18 protein-coding genes and 1 tRNA gene are annotated in these 23,374 nt (G+C 68.5%); 15 read left to right on the plus strand and 4 right to left on the minus strand.

Annotated features, from left to right (window positions below):
- Positions 1-95 precede the first annotated feature (95 nt).
- Positions 96-1,310 (minus strand): pyridoxal phosphate-dependent aminotransferase, encoded by a 1,215-nt coding sequence (locus tag ABD481_RS19960; protein WP_344667211.1) that lies wholly within the window; start codon positions 1,308-1,310, stop codon positions 96-98.
- Positions 1,311-1,499: 189 nt separating this feature from the next.
- Between ABD481_RS19960 and ABD481_RS19965 the strand changes: the two genes are divergently transcribed.
- The 5 genes from ABD481_RS19965 (at position 1,500) to rplA (ending at position 4,084) form a co-directional block, all read left to right on the plus strand.
- Positions 1,500-1,572, plus strand: a tRNA-Trp gene (locus tag ABD481_RS19965).
- 112 nt (positions 1,573-1,684) lie between these two features.
- Positions 1,685-1,954 carry a preprotein translocase subunit SecE gene (secE, locus tag ABD481_RS19970; RefSeq protein ID WP_344667212.1) on the plus strand — a complete coding sequence of 90 codons (270 nt, stop codon included), beginning with the start codon at positions 1,685-1,687 and terminating at the stop codon, positions 1,952-1,954.
- Between the two features lie 44 nt (positions 1,955-1,998).
- Positions 1,999-2,739, plus strand: coding sequence for a transcription termination/antitermination protein NusG (nusG, locus tag ABD481_RS19975; protein WP_344667213.1), 741 nt, complete (start codon positions 1,999-2,001; stop codon positions 2,737-2,739).
- A 113-nt stretch (positions 2,740-2,852) separates the two neighbouring features.
- A complete protein-coding gene (gene rplK, locus ABD481_RS19980) occupies positions 2,853-3,287 on the plus strand; it encodes a 50S ribosomal protein L11 (RefSeq protein ID WP_344667214.1) in 435 nt (144 codons plus the stop codon).
- 83 nt (positions 3,288-3,370) lie between these two features.
- A complete protein-coding gene (gene rplA / locus ABD481_RS19985; protein ID WP_344667215.1) occupies positions 3,371-4,084 on the plus strand; it encodes a 50S ribosomal protein L1 in 714 nt (237 codons plus the stop codon).
- 198 nt (positions 4,085-4,282) lie between these two features.
- Here the strand turns inward: rplA and ABD481_RS19990 are convergent, their stop codons facing one another.
- Complete coding sequence (locus tag ABD481_RS19990; RefSeq protein WP_344667216.1) at positions 4,283-6,187, minus strand: glycosyl hydrolase family 18 protein; 1,905 nt, start codon at positions 6,185-6,187, stop codon at positions 4,283-4,285.
- A gap of 529 nt (positions 6,188-6,716) precedes the next feature.
- Between ABD481_RS19990 and rplJ the strand changes: the two genes are divergently transcribed.
- The 4 genes from rplJ to ABD481_RS20010 all read left to right on the plus strand — a co-directional run bounded on the left by rplJ (position 6,717) and on the right by ABD481_RS20010 (position 15,765).
- Positions 6,717-7,241 carry a 50S ribosomal protein L10 gene (rplJ, locus tag ABD481_RS19995; RefSeq protein ID WP_344667217.1) on the plus strand — a complete coding sequence of 175 codons (525 nt, stop codon included), beginning with the start codon at positions 6,717-6,719 and terminating at the stop codon, positions 7,239-7,241.
- A 52-nt stretch (positions 7,242-7,293) separates the two neighbouring features.
- Positions 7,294-7,680 (plus strand): 50S ribosomal protein L7/L12, encoded by a 387-nt coding sequence (gene rplL / locus ABD481_RS20000; RefSeq protein ID WP_344667218.1) that lies wholly within the window; start codon positions 7,294-7,296, stop codon positions 7,678-7,680.
- 682 nt (positions 7,681-8,362) lie between these two features.
- A complete protein-coding gene (gene rpoB / locus ABD481_RS20005) occupies positions 8,363-11,839 on the plus strand; it encodes a DNA-directed RNA polymerase subunit beta (protein WP_344667219.1) in 3,477 nt (1,158 codons plus the stop codon).
- Between the two features lie 32 nt (positions 11,840-11,871).
- Entirely contained in the window at positions 11,872-15,765 is a 3,894-nt protein-coding gene (locus ABD481_RS20010; RefSeq protein WP_344667220.1) for a DNA-directed RNA polymerase subunit beta', read from the plus strand.
- 151 nt (positions 15,766-15,916) lie between these two features.
- On the opposite strand, the gene ABD481_RS20015 is transcribed toward ABD481_RS20010, so the two are convergent.
- On the minus strand, positions 15,917-16,249 hold the full coding sequence (locus ABD481_RS20015) for a hypothetical protein (RefSeq protein ID WP_344667221.1): 333 nt from the start codon (positions 16,247-16,249) through the stop codon (positions 15,917-15,919).
- Positions 16,250-16,361: 112 nt separating this feature from the next.
- Here ABD481_RS20015 and ABD481_RS20020 point away from each other — a divergent pair, with 112 nt between their 5' ends.
- The 5 genes from ABD481_RS20020 to tuf all read left to right on the plus strand — a co-directional run bounded on the left by ABD481_RS20020 (position 16,362) and on the right by tuf (position 21,626).
- On the plus strand, positions 16,362-16,775 hold the full coding sequence (locus tag ABD481_RS20020; protein WP_344667222.1) for a hypothetical protein: 414 nt from the start codon (positions 16,362-16,364) through the stop codon (positions 16,773-16,775).
- A gap of 545 nt (positions 16,776-17,320) precedes the next feature.
- Positions 17,321-17,695: a 30S ribosomal protein S12 gene (gene rpsL, locus ABD481_RS20025; RefSeq protein ID WP_194896225.1), complete on the plus strand. Its 375-nt coding sequence runs from the start codon at positions 17,321-17,323 to the stop codon at positions 17,693-17,695.
- The gene (rpsG, locus tag ABD481_RS20030; protein ID WP_012785149.1) at positions 17,695-18,165 is read left to right on the plus strand and encodes a 30S ribosomal protein S7; all 471 of its coding nucleotides are present in this window, start codon (positions 17,695-17,697) and stop codon (positions 18,163-18,165) included. Before rpsL ends, rpsG begins: the two co-directional genes overlap by 1 nt.
- A gap of 37 nt (positions 18,166-18,202) precedes the next feature.
- A complete protein-coding gene (fusA, locus tag ABD481_RS20035; protein WP_344667223.1) occupies positions 18,203-20,320 on the plus strand; it encodes an elongation factor G in 2,118 nt (705 codons plus the stop codon).
- Between the two features lie 112 nt (positions 20,321-20,432).
- Complete coding sequence (gene tuf, locus ABD481_RS20040) at positions 20,433-21,626, plus strand: elongation factor Tu (protein ID WP_344667224.1); 1,194 nt, start codon at positions 20,433-20,435, stop codon at positions 21,624-21,626.
- Between the two features lie 152 nt (positions 21,627-21,778).
- Here tuf and ABD481_RS20045 read toward each other — a convergent pair whose 3' ends face one another.
- The gene (locus ABD481_RS20045; protein ID WP_344667225.1) at positions 21,779-21,958 is read right to left on the minus strand and encodes a type II toxin-antitoxin system prevent-host-death family antitoxin; all 180 of its coding nucleotides are present in this window, start codon (positions 21,956-21,958) and stop codon (positions 21,779-21,781) included.
- 145 nt (positions 21,959-22,103) lie between these two features.
- Between ABD481_RS20045 and ABD481_RS20050 the strand changes: the two genes are divergently transcribed.
- Positions 22,104-23,330, plus strand: a complete 1,227-nt coding sequence (locus ABD481_RS20050) for an FAD-dependent monooxygenase (RefSeq protein WP_344667226.1) — start codon at positions 22,104-22,106, stop codon at positions 23,328-23,330.
- Positions 23,331-23,374 lie beyond the last annotated feature (44 nt).

Here is a 23,374-nt window from a genome sequence, read left to right on the forward strand (position 1 = left end):
GAGTTGTCCATTCGGCCATTATCAGGGCCCGAAAGCCGAAAAGCCCGCACCCGGCCGGGTGCGGGCTCCCGCCGGGTGCGGCGGACGGCCTCGGGTCAGCGCGCCTCGTTCAGCAGCTTCTGGAGCCGCGACACGCCCTCGATCAGGTCCTCGTCGCTGAGCGCGTAGGACAGCCGCAGGTAGCCCGGGGTGCCGAAGGCCTCGCCGGGCACCACCGCGACCTCGGCCTCGTCCAGGATCAGCGCGGCCAGCTCCACCGAGGTCTGCGGGCGTTGCCCGCGGATCTCCTTGCCGAGCAGCGCCTTCACCGAGGGGTACACGTAGAACGCACCCTCCGGCTCCGGGCACAGCACGCCCTCGATCTCGTTCAGCATCCGCACGATGGTCTGCCGGCGCCGGTCGAAGGCCACCTTCATCTCGGCCACCGCGTCCAGGTCCCCGGCCACCGCGGCCAGCGCGGCGACCTGCGCCACGTTGGAGACGTTGGAGGTGGCGTGCGACTGCAGGTTGGTGGCGGCCTTCACCACGTCGGCCGGGCCGATCAGCCACCCGACCCGCCAGCCGGTCATCGCGTAGGTCTTGGCCACGCCGTTGACGATCACGGTGCGGTCGGCCAGCTCCGGCACCGCCTTCAGGATCGAGGTGAAGACCGCGTCGCCGTAGACCAGGTGCTCGTAGATCTCGTCGGTGAGCACCCACAGCCCGTGCTCCAGGGCCCACTTCCCGATCGCCTCGACCTGCTCGGGGCTGTACACCGCGCCGGTGGGGTTCGAGGGCGAGACGAAAAGCAGCACCTTGGTCCGCTCGGTGCGGGCCGCCTCCAGCTGCTCCACGGTCGCCAGGTAGCCGGTGGTCTCGTCGGTGACGACCGGTACCGGCACGCCGCCGGCCAGCTGGATCGCCTCGGGGTAGGTGGTCCAGTACGGCGCCGGCACGACGACCTCGTCGCCCGGGTCCAGCAGGGTGGCGAAGGCGTTGTAGATGGCCTGCTTGCCGCCGTTGGTGACCAGCACCTGGGAGGCGGCCACCGAGACCCCGGAGTCGCGCAGCGTCTTGGCCGCGATCGCCTCCTTCAGCTCCGGCAGGCCCCCGGCCGGCGTGTACTTGTGGAACTTCGGGTCCTGCGCGGCCTGGACCGCCGCCTCGACGATGTAGGCCGGCGTCGGGAAGTCCGGCTCCCCGGCGCCGAAGCCGACCACCGGGCGGCCGGCCGCCTTCAACGCCTTGGCCCGGGCGTCGACGGCCAGGGTGGCGGACTCGGCGATGGCGCCGATCCGCTGGGAGACGCGGTTCTTCGCTGAGGCTGTCATACCCCCATCGTCCCACCCCCGGGCCCGGCGCCGGGCCCGTGTTCCACGAAAGGAGACGTCGGCGACACGCGCCGATCGGCGAAGCCGGGAACCCGTTCGCAATCGGGGGCGCGCTTCCCGTACACTCTCGATCGGCGGATTCCCCTTCCCGACCTCGGCGAGGTAGGTTTGTGGAACACGCTTAGGCAAAGGGTCGTAGCTCAATTGGCAGAGCACCGGTCTCCAAAACCGGGGGTTGGGGGTTCAAGTCCCTCCGGCCCTGCTTAGGCGCCCAGGAAAGCCCGATGAGGGCTCTCCTGGGCGCGCAGCGTGTTCGCGGCGGGATGATCCCGGCGCGCCGCCCGCCACTTTCTCGAGACCGTGATGAGGACCAGGTGACCGAGACGAGCTCGACCTCCGCGACGTCGAAGCCGGACCGCGGCCGCAGCGGCGACCGCCGCACCGAGCGCCGTCGGTCCCCGCTGGGCCGGCTGGGCCTGTTCTACCGCCAGGTCATCGCCGAACTGCGCAAGGTGGTCTGGCCGACCCGCAACGAACTGACCACCTACACCACGGTGGTCATCGTGTTCGTCGCGATCATCGTCGCGATCGTGGCTACGCTGGACTACGGGTTCAGCAAACTGGTGTTGTGGGTCTTCGGCTGAGCCGGCGCCCCGCCCACCCCGAAGCAAAGGAAGTATGAGCCACCGTGTCTGAGACCTACGGAGACCTCGAGGAGGCGACTGTTCTCGTGGAGAACGACGACGACGAGGCCGTCGAGGCCGCGGACGTCGCCGGCGAGCAGTCCGAGTCCGAGCCCGAGGCCGCCGAGGCGGCCGCGCCGGCGCCCGGCAGCGCCGAGGCCATCGAGGAGTTCCGCGAGGCGCTGCGCCGCGCGCCCGGCGAGTGGTACGTGATCCACAGCTACGCCGGGTACGAGAACCGGGTCAAGCAGAACCTCGAGACCCGCATGACCACCTTGAACATGGAGGAGTTCATCTTCCAGGTCGAGGTGCCCATGGAGGAGGTCGTCGAGATCAAGGGCGGCCAGCGCAAGCGGGTCAAGCGCAACAAGTTCCCCGGCTACGTGCTGGTCCGCATGGACCTGACCAACGAGTCCTGGGGCGTGGTGCGCAACACCCCCGGGGTCACCGGCTTCGTCGGCAACGCCCACGAGCCCTACCCGCTGACCCTGGACGAGGTCGTGAAGATCCTGCTGGAGGAGCAGCCCGAAGAGGTCAGCGGCAAGCAGAAGGCGCCGGCCGAGGTCAAGGTGCTGGACTTCGAGGTGGGCGACTCGGTGACCGTGATCGACGGTCCGTTCGCCACCCTGCAGGCCACGATCAACGAGATCAACGCCGACTCCCAGAAGGTCAAGGGCCTGGTGGAGATCTTCGGCCGCGAGACCCCGGTCGAGCTGAGCTTCAACCAGATCCAGAAGAACAGCTAGGTCAATCCGGCTCCCCGGCATCGCGTATGCTGGGGAGCTGTTGCCTGTCGGCAACCGTCCATCCGCCGTGCCCTTGGTAGGGGTTATCGGCGCTACGTGAGGAACAAAGGCACATGCCTCCCAAGAAGAAGCTCACCGCGGTCATCAAGCTCCAGATCAAGGCCGGTATGGCGAACCCGGCCCCGCCCGTCGGCCCGGCCCTGGGTCAGCACGGCGTGAACATCATGGAGTTCTGCAAGCAGTACAACGCCGCCACCGAGGCCCAGCGCGGCCAGGTCGTCCCGGTCGAGATCTCGGTGTTCGAGGACCGCTCGTTCACCTTCATCACCAAGACCCCGCCGGCCGCCCGCCTGATCCTGAAGGCCGCGGGCATCGACAAGGGGTCGGGCATCCCGCAGAAGAACAAGGTCGCGACCCTGTCGCAGGCCCAGATCCGCGAGATCGCCGAGGCCAAGATGCCGGACCTGAACGCCAACGACATCGACGCCGCGATGAAGATCATCGCCGGCACCGCCCGCTCCATGGGCGTCATCGTCGCCGACAGCTGAGCTGTCGCCGACCGCCGGAAAAGCACCACGTGGCAGAGCCGCGCGCGGCTCGTGACGACCACACCTCACTCAGGAGAGAAGCAATGAAGCGCAGCAAGGGCTACCGCAACGCCTCCGCCAAGATCGACGCGGACGAGATCTACACCCCGCTGGCGGCCATCCGCCTGGCCAAGGACACCTCGGTGACCAAGTTCGACAGCTCGGTCGAGGTCTCCATGCGCCTGGGCATCGACCCGCGCAAGGCCGACCAGATGGTCCGCAGCACCATCGTCCTGCCGCACGGCACCGGCAAGACCGCCCGCGTGCTGGTCTTCGCCCAGGGCGAGAAGGCCGAGCAGGCCCGTGAGGCCGGCGCCGACATCGTGGGCTCCGACGAGCTCATCGACGAGGTGGCCAAGGGCCGCCTGGACTTCGACGCCGTGGTCGCCACCCCGGACCTGATGGGCAAGGTCGGCCGCCTGGGCCGGGTCCTGGGCCCCCGCTCCCTGATGCCGAACCCGAAGACCGGCACCGTGACCGCCGACGTGGTCAAGGCCGTCAACGACATCAAGGGCGGCAAGATCGAGTTCCGCGCCGACCGGCACTCCAACCTGAACTTCATCATCGGCAAGGTCTCGTTCTCCGAGCAGCAGCTCGCCGAGAACTACGCCGCCGCCCTCGAGGAGGTCCTGCGGGTGAAGCCGAGCGCCGCCAAGGGCCGCTACCTGCGGAAGATCACCTTCGCGACCACGATGGGCCCGGGCATCCAGGTCGACGCCAACCGCGTCCGCAACGTCGCCGCCGACGACGAGGCGTGAGCCACGCCGCAGGCTGAGCGTGACGAAGCCCCCGCCGCGATCGCGGCGGGGGCTTTCGCGTGCCCGGGGTCGGGGACCGGTTCGCCCCGCGCGGACAGCGAGAGGTGGCGGGCCCGGCCATCCTGAGCAGTGCCGGACCCGCCACCTATTCGCACACCATCACTTGCACAGCGACACGGACACCCGCGTCGGCTACCGCTACTTCATCCCGGCCGCGACAGCGTTCAGGAGCGTCCCGCTGGCGTCGTCGTCCTCCAGGGAGAAGACGAACACCCCACCGAGGCCGTGTGCCTTCGCGTAGGCGTCGCGAGCGGCGATCGCCTGCGGGTTGTCACCGGTGAAGAAGCTGCCGTTCGAGTAGATGTACGAGCTCTCCGTCGTGGCGTCCCACAGGGCGCTTCCGGTCAGCCCGGCGTTCTTCAGCTCGGTCCAGCTCGCCGTCCCAGCGGTCTGCGTCGTCGGGAACGCCGCCGCCGGCCCGGTCGCGGTCTGGTAGAGGCCGTTGTTCGTCGCCGGCACGCCGGTCCAGCCCCGCCAGTAGAACGGGATCCCGAGGTTGATCTTCGCCGCCGGGAAGCCGCCCGGGATGCCCATGTCCGGCAGACCCGTCGTGAACGCGGTGATCGCGGTGTCCACGTTGTACTTCTCGGTGCCCGGCGCGATGGCCTTGCTCGGGTCGTTCGGGGAGTTGTGCAGCGGGTCCTGGAAGTTCGTCGGACCGGTGGCCTCGAAACCGCCGTGCATGTCGTAGGTCATGACGTCGATCCAGTCCAGGTACTGGCCCAGCTTGTTGGTCTCCAGGTTCGCGATCTTGTCCTGGCCGGAGCCGACCGCGGCGGTGATGTAGTAGTGCTTCCCGCCGTGCGCGGCGCCGTACGCGTCCAGCTCGGTGCGGAACTCCTGCGCCAGCAGCGTGAAGTTCTGCTTGTCCGCCGCGGTGGCGTGGTTGCCCGTGTGGCCGCCGCCGCCCGGGTACTCCCAGTCGAGGTCGAAGCCGTCGAAGATGCCGGCGCCCGAGCCCGGGCCGCCGAAGCCGCCGTCGGAGGGCAGGTTGCCGTCCAGGAACATGTTGATGCAGGAGGAGACGAACTTCTTGCGCGAGGCGTCGGTCGCCGCCGCGTCCGAGAAGTACTTCGAGTACGTCCAGCCGCCGATGGTCAGGATGACCTTCAGGTTCGGGTACTTGGCCTTCAGCTGCTTCAACTGGTTGAAGTTGCCGGCGATCGGCTGGTTCCACACGTCCGCGACACCGGACACCGAGCTCGACGCGTCGAACGTCTTGCCGTAGTCCGCGTAGTCGTCGCCCGCGCCGTCACCGGCGTTCGCGTTGTTCTCGTCCTGGCTCGCGGCCTTGTTGGCCTCGAAGCAGGTGAGGTTGACCGGGTCGATGTTCTCGGCCATGTAGTTGATGACGTCGAGCTTCGCCGCGGCGCCGGAGGTGTCGACCTTCTTCACCGAGTAGCCCGCGCTGTAGATCGACCACTGGTCGAAGTACGCGATCTTCAGGTGGCCGCCCGAGCCGGGCGGGGGAGAGGACGGCGAAGTGCTCGGCGAGGTGCTCGGCGTGGTCGACGGCGAGGTGCTCGGCGAGGTCGAGGGCTTCGTCGACGGGCTCGTCGAGGGCTGCGACGAGCTCGGGGTGGTCGGTACCGAGCTGCTCGGCGTGGTGGGCACGGACGAGCTGCTGGTGGTCGGCGGGGTGGTCCCGCCGCCGGCGCACGGCGCGTTGTTGATCGTGCAGGCGCTCGGCGCGGCACCGGTGGCCTTGGTGTTGGTGAACTCGATGCCCACCGCGGGGGCCGACGCGCCGGCCGCCAGCGGACTGGCCCAGGTCGGGCTGTCCAAGCGGTAGGTGTTGTTCCCCAGGGCGGTGAACGTGGCGTTCCAGGCCGAGGTGGCGGCCTCGCCGGCGGGCAGCGTGAACGTGACGCTCCAGCTGTTCACCGCGGCGGAGGTGCCGTTGGCGACCGTGTAGGTGCCCTCGAAGCCGGCGCCCCAGTCACTGGTCTTGGCGAAGGTCGCGGTCAGGTATCCGGTGGTGGCGGCGGACGCGGTCATGGCGAGCGCGGCCGCGGCTCCCGTCAGGGTCAAGGTGCCGGCCACGGCGACTGCCGCGGCACGGCGAGATCGGCGATGCGGAAACACTGCTCCTCCTGTTGTGGCTACAGAAAAATGGGCTGTGCGTTACCCCGTGCTGTCCGATCGGCGATACGCAAGATTGGACTAGACCTCATCACCGGTCAAGAGGTGGTCTCGTACAGTGACGGGAGATCGGGAAGATTTGACCCGCGCTTGACCATCGGGTTTGCTCTGGGCAAACCTCAGTGGTCCAGACCGTTTGGTCTGGACCACAGGGGGTAGATCTGCAAGCCTCGCCGCCGTGGTCGGACCACCCCTTCGCCCCGTGTTACGCTTTTGCTCAGCCGAAGACCGCTGGTCGCTGCTCCGAGCCGAACGGCCCGGATCAGTCGAAGGCCTCCACCACGGAGCGACCCGCCGAGGCGCGAACAGCAAAGCAGTTCCCCGGGCCCTGGGCCCGGTCGTGATTGTGACGCCCGCGCCCTGTGCGCCGGGCGTTTTGTTTTTTCCGGAGGACCCGACGTCGGCTCGGACACCCCGGAAGGAGGCCCGCATGGCGAGGCCTGACAAGGCGGCCGCGGTCGCCGAGATCGCGGACCAGTTCCGCGGCTCGAACGCCGCCGTGCTGACCGAGTACCGCGGGCTCACCGTCGCGCAGCTCAAGGAGCTCCGTCGCGCGCTCGGTGCGACCACGCAGTACGCCGTGGTGAAGAACACGCTGACCAAGGTCGCTGCTCGCGAGGCCGGAATCGACGGCCTGGACGAGACCGCGCTGAAGGGTCCCTCCGCCATCGCCTTCATCAAGGGCGACCCGGTCGAGGCGGCCAAGGGTCTTCGTGACTTCGCCAAGGCGAACCCCCTTCTGGTGATCAAGGGCGGGGTCATGGAGGGCAAGGCCCTCTCCCCGGCCGACATCACCAAGCTCGCGGACCTGGAGTCTCGCGAGGTTCTGCTGGCCAAGGCGGCCGGCGCGATGAAGGCGTCCCTCGCGAACGCGGCGGCGCTCTTCCAGGCTCCTTTGACCAAGGCCGTCCGCACCGTGGACGCCCTGTCGTCGAAGAAGTCCGCCGACGCCTGACAGGCACCCGGCACAACCGAGCTAGACCCCTCATAACGAAAGGACGCCTACCATGGCGAAGCTCAGCAACGACGAGCTGCTCGACGCTTTCAAGGAGATGACGCTGATCGAGCTCTCCGAGTTCGTGAAGCTGTTCGAGGACACCTTCGACGTCAAGGCCGCCGCCCAGGTCGTGGCCGCGGGCCCGGCCGGCCCGGCCGCCACCGACGCCCCCGCCGAGGAGGAGAAGGACGAGTTCGACGTCATTCTCGAGTCGGCCGGCGACAAGAAGATCCAGGTCATCAAGGTCGTGCGCGAGCTGACCTCGCTGGGCCTGAAGGAGGCCAAGGACCTCGTCGACGGCGCGCCGAAGGCGCTGCTGGAGAAGGTCAACAAGGAGGCCGCGGACAAGGCCAAGGCCGCCCTGGAAGAGGCCGGCGCCGGCGTTTCCGTCAAGTAACTCCTCGCCTCGGCGAACCGCGACCGTGTCGCGGCGCGCGGGCGACCGCCGCCGCGGCACGGCCGCACCGAACACCCCCGGGTTTGCCCGGGGGTGTTTTTCCGTTCCCGGGCCCGGCCCGGGAACGTAACGCGGCAGCCTCACAACCTGCGCACATCGGCAAAGATCCCGGTCCGCCTCTTGACGTAAGGCCAGCTACGCGGGATTCTGCGGTACGTCAGCTCCATACAGCGCACCACCGTTCCACCACACCGCACCACCCCCCGCCCGCGGGCAGCGCGAGGCACCGGCCGGGGAGTGCGGCGGTGCGGACCGGGCGGGAAGAAAGGTGCGAAGGGCAGTCCCGGCCCCCGTGTCGACGGCGACAACCGTCGGTCGGTCCGGCTAGTCTGTCCGTCTGTTGCCCGACGCGTCGGACCGCTGCGCGGACCCGCGGCCAAGGCCTATTCAGGCACGGGTTGGACAGGCGTAGCCAAGACGGCTACACTGTTCGTTTGCGCTGCCTTTCTGCATGCCTCGAACCGTCATCGGGCTCGCGAAACCTTGTCGACCTACCGGTGCCAGTGCCGTAAACACTGCCACTGACCAGGGGTTTCGCCGGATCCGTCGCCGGGTAGGGATACAGGTTTGACCGGTAGCGCTAAGGACAGCCAGTCCAGTCCGAGCTCCGGAAGGACCCCTCTTGGCCGCCTCGCGCACCGCCCAGAACATCACCAAGAACGCCGCCCGTCGCATCTCCTTCGCGAAGATCAAAGAGCCGCTCGAGGTTCCGAACCTGCTCGCGCTGCAGACGGAGTCCTTCGACTGGCTGGTCGGCAACGCGACCTGGAAGGGTCGCGTCTCCGACCAGCAGGCCGCCGGCCTCGACGTACCCACCACCTCCGGTCTGGAGGAGATCTTCGAGGAGATCTCGCCGATCGAGGACTTCCAGGGCACCATGTCGCTGACGTTCCGCGACCACCGGTTCGAGCCCGCGAAGTACTCCATCGACGAGTGCAAGGACCGGGACTTCACCTACGCCGCGCCGCTGTTCGTGACCGCCGAGTTCACGAACAACGAGACCGGTGAGATCAAGAGCCAGACCGTGTTCATGGGCGACTTCCCGCTCATGACCAACAAGGGCACCTTCATCATCAACGGCACCGAGCGGGTCGTGGTGACCCAGCTGGTCCGCTCCCCGGGTCTGTACTTCTCCAAGGACATCGACAAGACCTCCGACAAGGACGTCTTCAACGCCAAGGTGATCCCCAGCCGCGGCGCCTGGCTGGAGTTCGAGATCGACAAGCGCGACATGGTCGGCGTGCGCGTCGACCGCAAGCGCAAGCAGCACGTCACCGTGCTCCTGAAGGCCCTGGGCTGGGACGACGCCCGGATCCTGGAGGAGTTCGGCGAGTACGAGTCGATGCGGCAGACCCTGGAGAAGGACCACACCGCCGGCCAGGACGAGGCACTGCTGGACATCTACCGCAAGCTGCGTCCGGGCGAGCCGCCGACCCGCGAGGCGGCCCAGACCCTGCTGGACAACCTGTACTTCAACCCCAAGCGCTACGACCTGGCCAAGGTCGGCCGCTACAAGATCGACAAGAAGCTGGGTCTGGCCAGCGGCATCGACAACACCGTGCTGACCGAGGACGACATCGTCGCCACGATCAAGTTCCTGGTGAAGCTGCACGCCGGCGAGACCGAGATGGACCCGCAGGTCGAGGGCGCCCCGACGGTCGTCGTCGAAGAGGACGACATCGACCACTTCGGCAACCGCCGGCTGCGCAGCGTCGGCGAGCTGATCCAGAACCAGGTCCGCACCGGCCTGGCCCGGATGGAGCGGGTGGTGCGCGAGCGCATGACCACCCAGGACGTCGAGGCCATCACGCCGCAGACGCTGATCAACATCCGGCCGGTCGTGGCCTCCATCAAGGAGTTCTTCGGCACCAGCCAGCTGTCCCAGTTCATGGACCAGACCAACCCGCTGTCCGGCCTGACGCACAAGCGCCGGCTGAACGCGCTGGGCCCCGGCGGCCTGTCCCGGGAGCGGGCCGGCTTCGAGGTCCGCGACGTGCACCCGTCGCACTACGGCCGGATGTGCCCGATCGAGACCCCCGAGGGCCCGAACATCGGCCTGATCGGCTCGCTGGCCTCCTACGGCCGGATCAACGCCTTCGGCTTCATCGAGACCCCCTACCGCAAGGTGGAGGACGGCCGGGTCACCGACCAGATCGACTACCTGACCGCCGACGAGGAGGACCGCTTCGTCGTCGCCCAGGCCAACGCCCCCGTCACGGCCGAGGGCTCCTACCTCGAGGAGCGGGTGCTCTGCCGCCGCAAGGGCGGCGAGATCGAGATGATCCCGCCGGCCGAGATCGACTACATGGACGTCTCGCCGCGGCAGATGGTGTCGGTCGCCACCGCGATGATCCCGTTCCTGGAGCACGACGACGCCAACCGCGCCCTGATGGGCGCGAACATGATGCGCCAGGCCGTGCCGCTGCTGCAGTCGGACTCCCCGTACGTGGGCACCGGCATGGAGTACCGCTGCGCGGTCGACGCCGCCGACGTGGTGCTGGCCGAGAAGCCCGGCGTGGTGACCGAGGTCTCCGCGGACCTGGTGACCGTCGCCAACGACGACGCCACCACCAACGTCTACCGGATCGCCAAGTTCCGCCGCTCCAACCAGGGCACCTCCTTCAACCAGAAGGTGATCGTGGCCGAGGGCGACCGGGTCGAGGTGGGCTCGGTGCTCGCCGACGGTCCGTGCACCCAGGACGGCGAGATGGCGCTGGGCAAGAACCTGCTCGTGGCGTTCATGCCGTGGGAGGGCCACAACTACGAGGACGCGATCATCCTGTCGCAGCGCCTCGTGCAGGACGACGTCCTGTCCTCGATCCACATCGAGGAGCACGAGGTCGACGCCCGGGACACCAAGCTGGGCCCGGAGGAGATCACCCGGGACATCCCGAACGTCTCCGAGGAGGTGCTGGCCGACCTCGACGAGCGCGGCATCATCCGGATCGGCGCCGACGTCGTCCCCGGCGACATCCTGGTCGGCAAGGTCACCCCGAAGGGCGAGACCGAGCTGACCCCCGAGGAGCGGCTGCTGCGCGCGATCTTCGGCGAGAAGGCGCGCGAGGTGCGCGACACCTCGCTGAAGGTGCCGCACGGCGAGCAGGGCAAGATCATCGGCGTCCGGATCTTCGACCGGGACAGCGGCGACGAGCTGCCCCCGGGCGTGAACCAGCTGGTCCGGGTGTACGTGGCGCAGAAGCGCAAGATCACCCACGGCGACAAGCTGGCCGGCCGGCACGGCAACAAGGGCGTCATCGCCAAGATCCTCCCGGTGGAGGACATGCCGTTCCTGGAGGACGGGACCCCGGTCGACATCGTCCTGAACCCGCTGGGCGTGCCCTCCCGGATGAACCCGGGCCAGGTGCTGGAGACCCACCTGGGGTGGATCGCCGCCACCGGCTGGGACATCGGCGACGGCGAGGGCGAGTGGCAGGAGCGCCTGCGCTCCATCGGCGCCGACAGCGCCGCGCCGCACACCAAGGTCGCCACCCCGGTCTTCGACGGCGCCCGCGAGGACGAGATCACCGGCCTGCTGGAGAACACCACCAAGACCCGGGACGGCGTCCGGCTGGTCGACGGCAGCGGCAAGGCCCGGCTGTTCGACGGCCGCTCCGGCGAGCCGTTCCCGTACCCGATCTCGGTCGGCTACATGTACATCCTGAAGCTGCACCACCTGGTGGACGACAAGCTGCACGCCCGCAGCACCGGCCCCTACTCGATGATCACGCAGCAGCCGCTGGGCGGTAAGGCCCAGTTCGGCGGCCAGCGGTTCGGCGAGATGGAGGTGTGGGCCCTGGAGGCCTACGGCGCCGCGTACGCCCTGCAGGAGCTGCTGACCATCAAGTCCGACGACGTGCTCGGCCGCGTGAAGGTCTACGAGGCCATCGTCAAGGGCGACAACATCCCCGAGCCCGGCATCCCGGAGTCCTTCAAGGTGTTGATCAAGGAAATGCAGTCGCTGTGCCTCAACGTCGAGGTGCTCAGCAAGGACGGCACCATGATCGAGCTGCGCGACACCGACGAGGACGTCTTCCGGGCCGCCGAGGAACTCGGCATCGACCTGTCCCGGCGCGAGCCGAGCAGCGTCGAGGAAGTCTGATCGAACGACTCATCGAGGAGGATAGAAACCATATGCTTGACGTCAATTTCTTCGACGAGCTCCGTATCGGTCTGGCCACCGCCGACGACATCCGCACCTGGTCCTACGGCGAGGTGAAGAAGCCGGAGACCATCAACTACCGCACCCTGAAGCCGGAGAAGGACGGACTCTTCTGCGAGAAGATCTTCGGCCCCACCCGGGACTGGGAGTGCTACTGCGGCAAGTACAAGCGCGTCCGCTTCAAGGGCATCATCTGTGAGCGCTGCGGCGTCGAGGTGACCCGCGCCAAGGTGCGCCGCGAGCGGATGGGCCACATCGAGCTGGCCGCGCCGGTGACCCACATCTGGTACTTCAAGGGTGTGCCCTCCCGGCTGGGCTACCTGCTGGACCTGGCGCCGAAGGACCTGGAGAAGGTCATCTACTTCGCCGCCTACATGATCACCGAGGTCGACGACGAGCGCCGCACCCGCGACCTGCCCTCGCTGGAGGCCAAGGTCTCCGTCGAGCGCCAGCAGGTCGAGAACCGGCGCGACGCCGACGTCGAGGCCCGGCAGAAGAAGCTCGAGGAGGACCTCGCGGCCCTGGAGGCCGAGGGCGCCAAGGCCGACCAGCGCCGCAAGGTGCGCGAGGGCGGCGAGCGGGAGATGAAGCAGCTGCGCGACCGCGCGCAGCGCGAGATCGACCGCCTGGACGAGGTCTGGAACCGGTTCAAGTCGCTCAAGGTCCAGGACCTGGAGGGCGACGAGATCCTGTACCGCGAGATGCGGGACCGCTACGGCACCTACTTCTCCGGCTCGATGGGCGCCGCGGCGCTCCAGCGCCGGCTGGAGAGCTTCGACCTGGACGCCGAGGCCGAGTCGCTGCGCGACACCATCCGCACCGGCAAGGGCCAGAAGAAGACCCGGGCCCTGAAGCGGCTCAAGGTCGTCGAGGCGTTCCGCTCCACCAACAACTCGCCGTCCGGCATGGTGCTGGACTGCGTGCCGGTGATCCCGCCGGACCTGCGCCCGATGGTGCAGCTGGACGGCGGCCGGTTCGCCACCTCGGACCTGAACGACCTGTACCGCCGGGTGATCAACCGCAACAACCGCCTCAAGCGGCTGCTGGACCTGGGCGCGCCGGAGATCATCGTCAACAACGAGAAGCGGATGCTGCAGGAGGCCGTGGACTCGCTGTTCGACAACGGCCGCCGCGGCCGTCCGGTCACCGGCCCGGGCAACCGCCCGCTGAAGTCCCTGAGCGACATGCTCAAGGGCAAGCAGGGCCGGTTCCGCCAGAACCTGCTGGGCAAGCGCGTCGACTACTCGGCCCGTTCGGTCATCGTCGTCGGCCCGCAGCTCAAGCTGCACCAGTGCGGTCTGCCCAAGCAGATGGCGCTGGAGCTGTTCAAGCCGTTCGTGATGAAGCGGCTGGTGGACCTGAACCACGCGCAGAACATCAAGTCCGCCAAGCGGATGGTCGAGCGCGCCCGCCCGGTGGTGTGGGACGTGCTGGAGGAGGTCATCGGCGAGCACCCGGTGCTGCTGAACCGGGCGCCCACCCTGCACCGGCTGGGCATCCAGGCCTTCGAGCCGCAGCTGGTCGAGGGCAAGGCGATCCAGATCCACCCGCTGGTCTGCACCGCGTTCAACGCCGACTTCGACGGCGACCAGATGGCGGTGCACCTGCCGCTGTCGGCCGAGGCCCAGGCCGAGGCCCGGGTCCTGATGCTGTCCTCGAACAACATCCTGTCCCCGGCGCACGGCCGCCCGATCACCTCGCCGACCCAGGACATGGTGCTGGGCCTGTTCTTCCTGACCATGGACCGGGACGGGATGAAGGGCGAGGGCCGGGCCTTCGGCTCGATCGCCGAGGCGATGATGGCCTTCGACAACCGCGAGCTGGACCTGCAGGCGCCGGTCGAGCTGCGGATCTCCGAGGCCGTGCCGCCGCGCGGCTGGGAGGCGCCGGAGGGCTGGGAGACCGGCCAGCCGTTCCGCCTGAAGACCACGCTGGGCCGGGCCCTGTTCAACGAGCTGCTGCCGCTGGACTACCCGTACGAGAACCGCGAGGTGGCCAAGAAGCAGCTCTCGGCGATCGTCAACGACCTGGCCGAGCGCTACCCCAAGGTCACGGTGGCCGCGACCCTGGACAACCTGAAGTCCTCGGGCTTCTACTGGGCCACCCGCTCCGGCGTCACCGTGTCCGTCGAGGACATCGTCGTGCCGCCGAAGAAGGGCGAGATCCTGGAGGGCTACGAGGCCCAGGCCGCCAAGATCCAGAAGCAGTACGAGCGCGGCCTGGTCACCAAGGAGGAGCGGAACCAGGAGCTCATCTCGATCTGGACCAAGGCGACCAACGAGGTCGCCGACGCGATGCAGGCGAACTTCTCGAAGACCAACCCGATCTTCATGATGGTCGACTCCGGCGCGCGCGGTAACTTCATGCAGATGCGGCAGATCGCCGGTATGCGCGGTCTGGTGTCGAACGCCAAGAACGAGACCATCCCGCGTCCGATCAAGGCGTCCTTCCGCGAGGGCCTGTCGGTGGTGGAGTACTTCATCTCCACGCACGGCGCCCGCAAGGGTCTGGCCGACACCGCGCTGCGCACCGCGGACTCCGGGTACCTCACCCGGCGTCTGGTGGACGTCTCGCAGGACGTGATCATCCGCGAGGAGGACTGCGGCACCGAGCGCGGCATCATGATGCCGATCGCGGCCCGCGGCGCCGACGGCCGGCTGATCAAGGACGAGAACGTCGAGAACTCGGTCTACGCGCGCAACACCGCCGAGAAGGTCGTCGTGGACGCCCTGTCCGGCAAGGGCAAGGTGACGATCCTCGAAGCCGGCGTGGACCTCGGCGACGTGGCGATCGACAAGCTGGTCGAGCACAACGTGGCCGAGGTCAAGGTCCGCTCGGTGCTGACCTGCGAGTCCAAGGTCGGGACCTGCGCGATGTGCTACGGCCGGTCGCTGGCCACCGGCAAGCTGGTGGACGTCGGCGAGGCGGTGGGCATCATCGCCGCGCAGTCCATCGGCGAGCCCGGCACCCAGCTGACCATGCGCACCTTCCACACCGGCGGTGTGGCCGGTGACGACATCACGCAGGGTCTGCCGCGTGTCATCGAGCTGTTCGAGGCCCGCACGCCCAAGGGCGTGGCGCCGATCGCCGAGGCGGCCGGCCGGATCCGGGTGGAGGACACCGACAAGACCCGCAAGCTGGTCATCGTCCCGGACGACGGCTCGGAGGAGGTGGCGTACCCGGTCAGCAAGCGCACCATGCTGCTGGTCGGCGACGACACCCACGTCGAGGTCGGGCAGGAGCTCACCAAGGGCACCGTCAACCCGCACGACGTGCTGCGCATCCTGGGCCAGCGCCAGGTCCAGATCCACCTGGTGGCCGAGGTCCAGAAGGTGTACCGCAGCCAGGGTGTGCCGATCCACGACAAGCACATCGAGATCATCGTCCGGCAGATGCTGCGCCGGGTGACGATCATCGAGGCCGGCGACGCCGAACTGCTCCCCGGCGAGCTGGTCGAGCGCGGCCGCTTCGAGGTCGAGAACCGCAAGGTGGTCTCCGAGGGCGGTCAGCCGGCCTCCGGCCGTCCGCAGCTGATGGGTATCACCAAGGCCTCGCTGGCCACCGACTCCTGGCTCTCGGCGGCCTCCTTCCAGGAGACCACCCGGGTCCTGACCGACGCGGCGATCAACGGCAAGTCCGACTCGCTGCTCGGCCTGAAGGAGAACGTGATCATCGGCAAGCTGATCCCGGCCGGCACCGGCATGCCCCGCTACCGCAACATCAAGGTCGAGCCGACCGAAGAGGCGAAGGCCCAGATGTACACGCTGGTGGGCTACGACGACGACTACTCCTCCTACAGCTTCGGCAGCGGCTCCGGCCAGGCCGTCCCGCTGGAGGAGTACGACTTCGGCGGATACAGCGGCTGAGGTCGCGGTGAGCTCGTAGAGCACTGAGAAGGGCGGTCGCCTCCGGACGGGGGCGGTCGCCCTTTTCGGCTGCCGGGCGGGCGCGGGCCGGTAGCGGTGGGTCCGGCGAGTCAGTCGAGCCCGGCAAGTCGTCAGGCGAGTAAGGCGGCTCTCACTCGGCCCGCCGCGAGAACCGCCCGCGCCGTGCCCGCCCCGCCCGCACCGCTGCCACCAGAGCGAACGTCGACAGCTCCGGCTCGTCGCGCAGCTTGTCGAGCCATTGGCAGAGTTCGTCCTCGGTCGCCGGGGGCCGGGGGAGCACGCCGGCCCGGCGCAGCTCGGCCAGCGCGTCGATCACGTCCCGCTCCACGCGCTCCGGGCTGCGCTCGACCAGCTTCGCGACGTGGTCCAGCGGCAGCCGTTCCCGGTACCAGAACACCAGAGCCGCGCGCGCTGGTACGTCCAGCGCCGCGAACTTCTCTTGGAAAGCAGCCTGCTCCGTCATCGGACCCCCGGTTGTACGTGGACGTGTCTATAACTCTGATGCGTCAGACGTACGGGTGGTTCCCGGTGGGTACGCTAAGCATGTCGCGCGTGACCCGGAAGGCGGATGGCCAGTGAACGACCAGCCCGAGCTCGGGCGTCCGAACTACAGTGCCGGCGGGTCGCGGCCGAATCCGGGCGGCGGTGCGCCGCGTCCCGGCGGGTACGTCCCCGAGGAGGGCGGGCGGCTGGAGCCGCGGGCCCTGCTCGCGATGGCGGCCGCGGTCCTGGCGTGGTCGTCGTGGACGCCGTTCTACACCCTGCCGATACTGGTCGCGCTGATCGCCGCGGTCCTCGCCGCGAGGTGGGGGGCGCAGGCCAAGCGGAACATCCTGGCCGCCGACGGCGCGCGGACCGGGGCCGGGCTGGCCGACGTGGCCCGCCTGCTCGGGCTCGCGGATCTGGCGATCCTGGCCTACTTGATCTTCCACTACTACTTCATCGCGCACGCCGGCATCGGTGGCGTGATGACGTTGTTGTTGACGTGATCCCCAGGGCCCGGTGGGGCGGGGGAATACCTCTGGCACCCCACCCGTTGAACCCCGTGCCGCCCCCGCGCACCCGACTCGTTAATCGGCGGCGCCGGCTCGTCCGGCATGCGAGAATGGGTGGGTTCGGGGCGAGGCCCGACCGGGAGGCCTCCGACGTGCGGACCAGCCGCCTTGATGGCGGCCCGGTCCGGTGCTAAGGTCCCTCCCCCCGTTTTGACCTCACCGGCATGCCCTGGGTAGGCTCGTCGCCGTGCCAGGGGTGTCCCCCCGGCTCCTCCTGCCTGCGCACCGTCCGGTGGGCGGCGGCGTCAGCCGCTCGGCTCATCGGGCAGAACAGCAGGGGTCTGTGGGTCGCGACACGCCCGACCTCGTGGACCGGACGTCCCGGGTGAATCCCGGACACTCGGACCACGGCGGTGCCGGGCGATCGGTGCGCGACAAGTGGACAAGCAGGAACTCGACGCGAAACCGAGAGGTAGTAGCACTCCGTGGTTGGGGTCGCCCGCGCGGAGACTTAGAAAGAAAGGGAAGGCCAAGACCTAGTGCCTACCATTCAGCAGTTGGTCCGCAAGGGCCGGCAGGACAAGGTTGTGAAGAACAACACTCCTGCGCTCAAGGGGTCCCCGCAGCGCCGCGGCGTCTGCACCCGCGTGTACACCACCACGCCCAAGAAGCCGAACTCGGCGCTGCGCAAGGTGGCGCGTGTCAAGCTCTCCTCCGGCATCGAGGTCACGGCCTACATCCCGGGCGTCGGCCACAACCTGCAGGAGCACTCCATCGTGCTGGTGCGCGGCGGCCGTGTGAAGGACCTGCCGGGCGTGCGGTACAAGATCGTCCGCGGCTCGCTGGACACGCAGGGTGTGAAGAACCGCAAGCAGGCCCGCAGCCGTTACGGCGCCAAGAAGGAGAAGTCCTAATGCCTCGTAAGGGTCCTGCCCCGAAGCACCCGGTCGTCATCGACCCGGTCTACAACTCGCCCCTGGTCACCTCGCTGGTGAACAAGGTGCTGCTGGACGGCAAGCGCTCCACCGCCGAGCGCATCGTCTACGGCGCCCTGGAGGGCTGCCGCGAGAAGACCGGCACCGACCCGGTGATCACGCTCAAGCGTGCGCTGGACAACGTCAAGCCGACCCTGGAAGTCAAGTCCCGCCGCGTCGGCGGTGCGACCTACCAGGTGCCGATCGAGGTCCGCGCCGGCCGCAGCACCACGCTGGCCCTGCGCTGGCTGGTCGGCTACTCCCGGCAGCGCCGCGAGAAGACCATGACCGAGCGCCTGATGAACGAGCTCCTGGACGCCTCCAACGGTCTGGGCGCCTCGGTCAAGCGCCGCGAGGACACGCACAAGATGGCGGACGCGAACAAGGCGTTCGCGCACTACCGCTGGTAACCCCGGTAGCCGAGACCGCAGAAAGTAGCTGAGCGAAATGGCCCCCAACGCCGTTGACCTGGCCAAGGTCCGCAACATCGGGATCATGGCCCACATCGACGCGGGCAAGACCACGACGACCGAGCGCATCCTGTACTACACGGGCATGAGCTACAAGATCGGCGAGGTCCACGACGGCGCTGCCACCACCGACTGGATGGAGCAGGAGCAGGAGCGTGGCATCACGATCACCTCCGCGGCTGTCACCTGTCACTGGACGGTGGACACCGTCGACAACACCATCAACATCATCGACACCCCCGGGCACGTGGACTTCACCGTCGAGGTGGAGCGCTCGCTGCGCGTGCTCGACGGCGCGGTCGCGGTGTTCGACGGCGTGGCCGGCGTGGAGCCGCAGTCCGAGACCGTGTGGCGCCAGGCCGACCGGTACGGCGTCCCGCGGATCTGCTTCATCAACAAGCTGGACCGCACGGGCGCTGAGTTCCACCGCTGCGTGGACATGATCGTCACCCGCCTGCAGGCCACCCCGCTGGTCATGCAGCTGCCGATCGGCGCCGAGGCGGACTTCAAGGGCGTCATCGACCTGGTGAAGATGAAGGCCCTGGTCTGGAACGCCGAGGCCAAGCTGGGCGAGATGTACGACGAGGTCGACATCCCGGCCACCCACACCGAGGCCGCCGACGAGTGGCGCGGTCGCCTGCTGGAGACCATCGCCGAGGCCGACGACGAGATGATGGAGCTGTACCTGGAGGGCAAGGAGCCCACCACGGAGCAGCTGTACGCGGCCATCCGCCGCGCCACCCTCGCCTCCGCGCTGAACCCGGTGTTCTGCGGGACCGCGTTCAAGAACAAGGGCGTGCAGCCCCTGCTCGACGCGATCGTGCGCTACCTGCCCTCGCCGCTGGACGTGGACGCCATCGACGGCCACAAGGTGGGCGAGGAGGAGACGGTACTGCACCGCAAGCCCTCCGACGACGAGCCGATGTCGGCCCTGGCGTTCAAGATCATGAGCGACCCGCACCTGGGCAAGCTCACGTTCGTGCGCGTCTACTCCGGCGTGCTGGCGGCCGGCGGCACCTACCTGAACTCGGTGAAGGGCCGCAAGGAGCGCATCGGCAAGATCTACCGCATGCACGCGAACAAGCGTGAGGAGATCGAGTCGGTGGGCGCCGGCGACATCGTGGCCGTCATGGGCCTGAAGGACACCACCACCGGGGAGACGCTCGCCGACCAGGCGAACCCGATCATCCTGGAGTCGATGACCTTCCCGGCCCCGGTGATCCACGTCGCGGTCGAGCCGAAGACGAAGTCCGACCAGGAGAAGCTGGGCACCGCGATCCAGCGCCTGGCCGAGGAGGACCCGTCCTTCCAGGTGCGCACCGACGAGGAGACCGGCCAGACCATCATCTCCGGCATGGGCGAGCTCCACCTGGAGATCCTGGTGGACCGCATGCGCCGGGAGTTCAAGGTCGAGGCCAACGTCGGCAAGCCGCAGGTCGCGTACCGCGAGACCATCCGCCGCAAGGTGGACAAGCTCGAGTACACGCACAAGAAGCAGACCGGTGGCTCCGGCCAGTACGCCTCCGTCGTCATCTCCGTCGAGCCGCTGGCCGGCGACGAGGTCGGCGCCGAGGGCTACGAGTTCGTCAACGCCGTCACCGGCGGGCGCATCCCGAAGGAGTACATCCCCTCGGTCGACGCCGGCTGCCAGGACGCGATGGAGTTCGGCGTGCTCGCCGGCTTCCCGCTGACCGGCGTCAAGGTGACGCTGCTGGACGGCAAGTACCACGAGGTCGACTCCTCCGAGATGGCGTTCAAGGTCGCCGGCTCGATGGCGTTCAAGGAAGCGGCCCGCAAGGCCGACCCGGCGCTGCTGGAGCCGATGATGGCGGTCGAGGTCACCACGCCCGAGGACTACATGGGCGATGTGATCGGCGACCTGAACTCCCGCCGTGGCCAGATCCAGGCCATGGAGGAGCGGTTCGGCTCCCGGGTCGTCAAGGCCCTGGTTCCGCTGAGCGAGATGTTCGGCTACGTCGGGGACCTGCGGTCCAAGACGTCCGGCCGGGCCTCGTACAGCATGCAGTTCGACTCCTACGCCGAGGTTCCGCGGAACGTGTCGGAGGAGATCGTCAAGAAGGCGCGCGGCGAGTAGCCCAAGCCGTCGGGGCGGCCCGGGATCGACCGGGACGTCCTGAGAATCCGTAGAAACGCCGTCGGGGAATCCATTCCCGGCGGCACCTCACCAAAGTCCACAGGAGGACAACGTGGCGAAGGCGAAGTTCGAGCGGAACAAGCCGCACGTCAACATCGGCACCATCGGTCACATCGACCACGGCAAGACGACGCTGACCGCGGCCATCACCAAGGTTCTGCACGACGCTCACCCGGACCTGAACCCCTACACCCCGTTCGACCAGATCGACAAGGCTCCCGAGGAGCGCCAGCGCGGTATCACCATCTCGATCGCGCACGTCGAGTACCAGACCGACGCGCGGCACTACGCGCACGTCGACTGCCCCGGTCACGCGGACTACATCAAGAACATGATCACCGGCGCGGCCCAGATGGACGGCGCGATCCTGGTCGTGGCCGCCACCGACGGCCCGATGCCGCAGACCAAGGAGCACGTGCTCCTGGCCCGCCAGGTCGGCGTGCCCTACATCGTGGTCGCGCTGAACAAGTCGGACATGGTGGACGACGAGGAGATCCTGGAGCTCGTCGAGCTCGAGGTGCGCGAGCTGCTCTCGGAGTACGAGTTCCCGGGCGACGACCTTCCGGTCATCCGCGTCTCGGCGCTCAAGGCGCTCGAGGGCGACCCGGAGTGGACCGGCAAGCTGCTGGAGCTGATGGCGGCCGTCGACGAGGCGATCCCGCAGCCCGAGCGCGAGATCGACAAGCCGTTCCTGATGCCGATCGAGGACGTCTTCACGATCACCGGCCGCGGCACCGTGGTGACCGGCCGGATCGAGCGCGGCGTCGTCAAGGTCAACGAGACCGTCGACATCATCGGCATCCGCAACGAGAAGCAGACCACCACGGTCACCGGTGTGGAGATGTTCCGCAAGCTGCTCGACGAGGGCCAGGCCGGTGAGAACGTCGGTCTGCTGCTCCGCGGCATCAAGCGCGACGACGTCGAGCGCGGCCAGGTCGTCATCAAGCCGGGCACGACCACCCCGCACACCAACTTCGACGCGAACGTGTACATCCTGTCGAAGGACGAGGGTGGCCGCCACACGCCGTTCTTCAACAACTACCGTCCGCAGTTCTACTTCCGGACGACCGACGTGACCGGCGTCGTGACCCTCCCCGAGGGCACCGAGATGGTCATGCCGGGCGACAACACCGAGATGGCCGTCGAGCTGATCCAGCCGATCGCCATGGAGGAGGGCCTGCGCTTCGCCATCCGTGAGGGTGGCCGCACCGTGGGTGCCGGTCGCGTGGTGAAGATCACGAAGTAAGGACTGCGCGGTCCCCTGGACCGCCGGTGCTCGTCAGGGCCCCTGGAGCGAAAGCTCCGGGGGCCCTTTCGCGTCTCCGGTGCCGGTCCGGTTCCGGACGATCAGGCGGTCCGACCGGTCAAGCGATCCGGCCGATCGGGGATTCCAGCCGATCAGGGAGTCCGGCGCTCGGCCATGATCCGTTCGCACTCCTCCAGCCACTGGACGCCGACGATGGCGACCACGGGCTCGTCGTCGTCGGTGACGTAGACCGGCCGGCGAGTGACGCGCGCTTCCTCCACGAGGTCGGGGAAGAGGGCGCGGGCGTCGTCGAGGGAGTAGGTGGCTTCCATGGCGCGACCGTATGCCCGGGTCCGCGACGGAACCGGGATCGACACGCGCGGGATTTGTACAACCGTCTTGCACGATCGTTCAAGACGGTTGTACAGTCGTTCCAGTGGGTCCGGCGGGGCTCGCGACGACACGAGGGAGCGGGTCATGAAGAACACGAACATCCTCATCTCGGGGGCGGGGATCGCGGGTCCGACGCTGGCCTACTGGCTGCGGCGGCAGGGCTGCCGGGTGACGGTCGTCGAGCGCTCCGGCTTCCTGCGCGACAGCGGCGGAGCCGTCGACTTCCGCGGCGAGCAGGTCAAGCTGCTCAAGGCGATGGGCATCCTCGGCGCGGTGAAGGCCCACGAGACCGCGATGGGCGCGGAGGTCGTGGTCGACGCCGAGGGCCGCGAACTCGTCGCCTTCCCGGCCGCGCTGTTCAGCGGCGAGGTGGAGATCGAGCGCGGCGACCTGGCCCGGATCCTTTACGACCTGACCAGCTCCGACGTCGAGTACGTGTTCGGCGACTGGATCGTCGGCCTCGACCAGGGTGAGGAGATCGGCGGCGTCGAGGTGACGTTCGCCGGCGGCGGGGTTCAGCGGTACGACCTCGTGGTCGGCGCCGACGGCCTGCACTCCGGCGTGCGGCGATTGGTCTTCGGCGAGGAGGCGGACTTCCGCCGGGACCTGGGCTGGGTGATCGCCGGCTGCGCGGCGCCGAACGACCTCGGCCTCGACCACGAGGGGCGGATCTACAACGTCCCGGGCCGCGGCGTGATGGTGTCGAGCGCCCGGGACCGGGAGCAGGCCGGCGTGGGCTTCGTCTTCCATGCCCCGGGCCTGAAGTACGACCGCGACGACGTCGCGCAGCAGAAGGCGCTGGTCGCGGAGACCTTCGCCGACGCCGGGTGGCAGACCCCGATCCTGATCGAGCGCCTGGCGCAGGCCCAGGACCTCTACTTCGACACGCTGAGCCAGATCCACATGGAGCGCTGGGCCAGCGGCCGCGTGGTGCTGCTGGGCGACGCGGCCTGGTGCGCCGGGCCCGGCGGCAGCGGCACCGGGATGGCGATGATGGGCGCGCACGTGCTCGCGGGCGAGTTGGCGGCGGCCGACGGGGACTACCGGAAGGCGTTCGCGGAGTACGAGAAGGCGCTGCGGCCGGCGGTGAAGATCGGCCAGAAGCAGGGGAAGGGCGCCGGCGGATTCCTGGCGCCGATCGACGACAAGAAGATCAAGAGTCGGAACAAGGCCTACAAGATGCTCTCGCGCCGGTACGCCGCGGGGATCTTCAACTGGTTGACGGCCCGCGCCGCCAACGCGGTGGAGTACCGGGAGTACCCGATCGCCGGTGCGGAGACTGCTGAGACGGTCGGCGCTGGACAGCGCTAGGCCAAGAGACGCTATGAGCAGCGACTGGGCCGGTGGGGGAGCTC

Source organism: Catenulispora yoronensis (genome assembly GCF_039531695.1).
Lineage (GTDB): Bacteria > Actinomycetota > Actinomycetes > Streptomycetales > Catenulisporaceae > Catenulispora > Catenulispora yoronensis.

Excerpts from the sequence above, each read along its gene's own strand:
- ABD481_RS19960 (WP_344667211.1), bottom strand. The coding sequence starts at position 1,310 with ATGACAGCCTCAGCGAAGAACCGCGTCTCCCAGCGGATCGGCGCCATC.
- rplK (WP_344667214.1), top strand. The coding sequence starts at position 2,853 with ATGCCTCCCAAGAAGAAGCTCACCGCGGTCATCAAGCTCCAGATCAAG.
- rplA (WP_344667215.1), top strand. The coding sequence starts at position 3,371 with ATGAAGCGCAGCAAGGGCTACCGCAACGCCTCCGCCAAGATCGACGCG.
- rplJ (WP_344667217.1), top strand. The coding sequence starts at position 6,717 with ATGGCGAGGCCTGACAAGGCGGCCGCGGTCGCCGAGATCGCGGACCAG.
- rplL (WP_344667218.1), top strand. The coding sequence starts at position 7,294 with ATGGCGAAGCTCAGCAACGACGAGCTGCTCGACGCTTTCAAGGAGATG.
- ABD481_RS20010 (WP_344667220.1), top strand. The coding sequence starts at position 11,872 with ATGCTTGACGTCAATTTCTTCGACGAGCTCCGTATCGGTCTGGCCACC.
- ABD481_RS20015 (WP_344667221.1), bottom strand. The coding sequence starts at position 16,249 with ATGACGGAGCAGGCTGCTTTCCAAGAGAAGTTCGCGGCGCTGGACGTA.
- rpsG (WP_012785149.1), top strand. The coding sequence starts at position 17,695 with ATGCCTCGTAAGGGTCCTGCCCCGAAGCACCCGGTCGTCATCGACCCG.
- fusA (WP_344667223.1), top strand. The coding sequence starts at position 18,203 with ATGGCCCCCAACGCCGTTGACCTGGCCAAGGTCCGCAACATCGGGATC.
- ABD481_RS20045 (WP_344667225.1), bottom strand. The coding sequence starts at position 21,958 with ATGGAAGCCACCTACTCCCTCGACGACGCCCGCGCCCTCTTCCCCGAC.
- ABD481_RS20050 (WP_344667226.1), top strand. The coding sequence starts at position 22,104 with ATGAAGAACACGAACATCCTCATCTCGGGGGCGGGGATCGCGGGTCCG.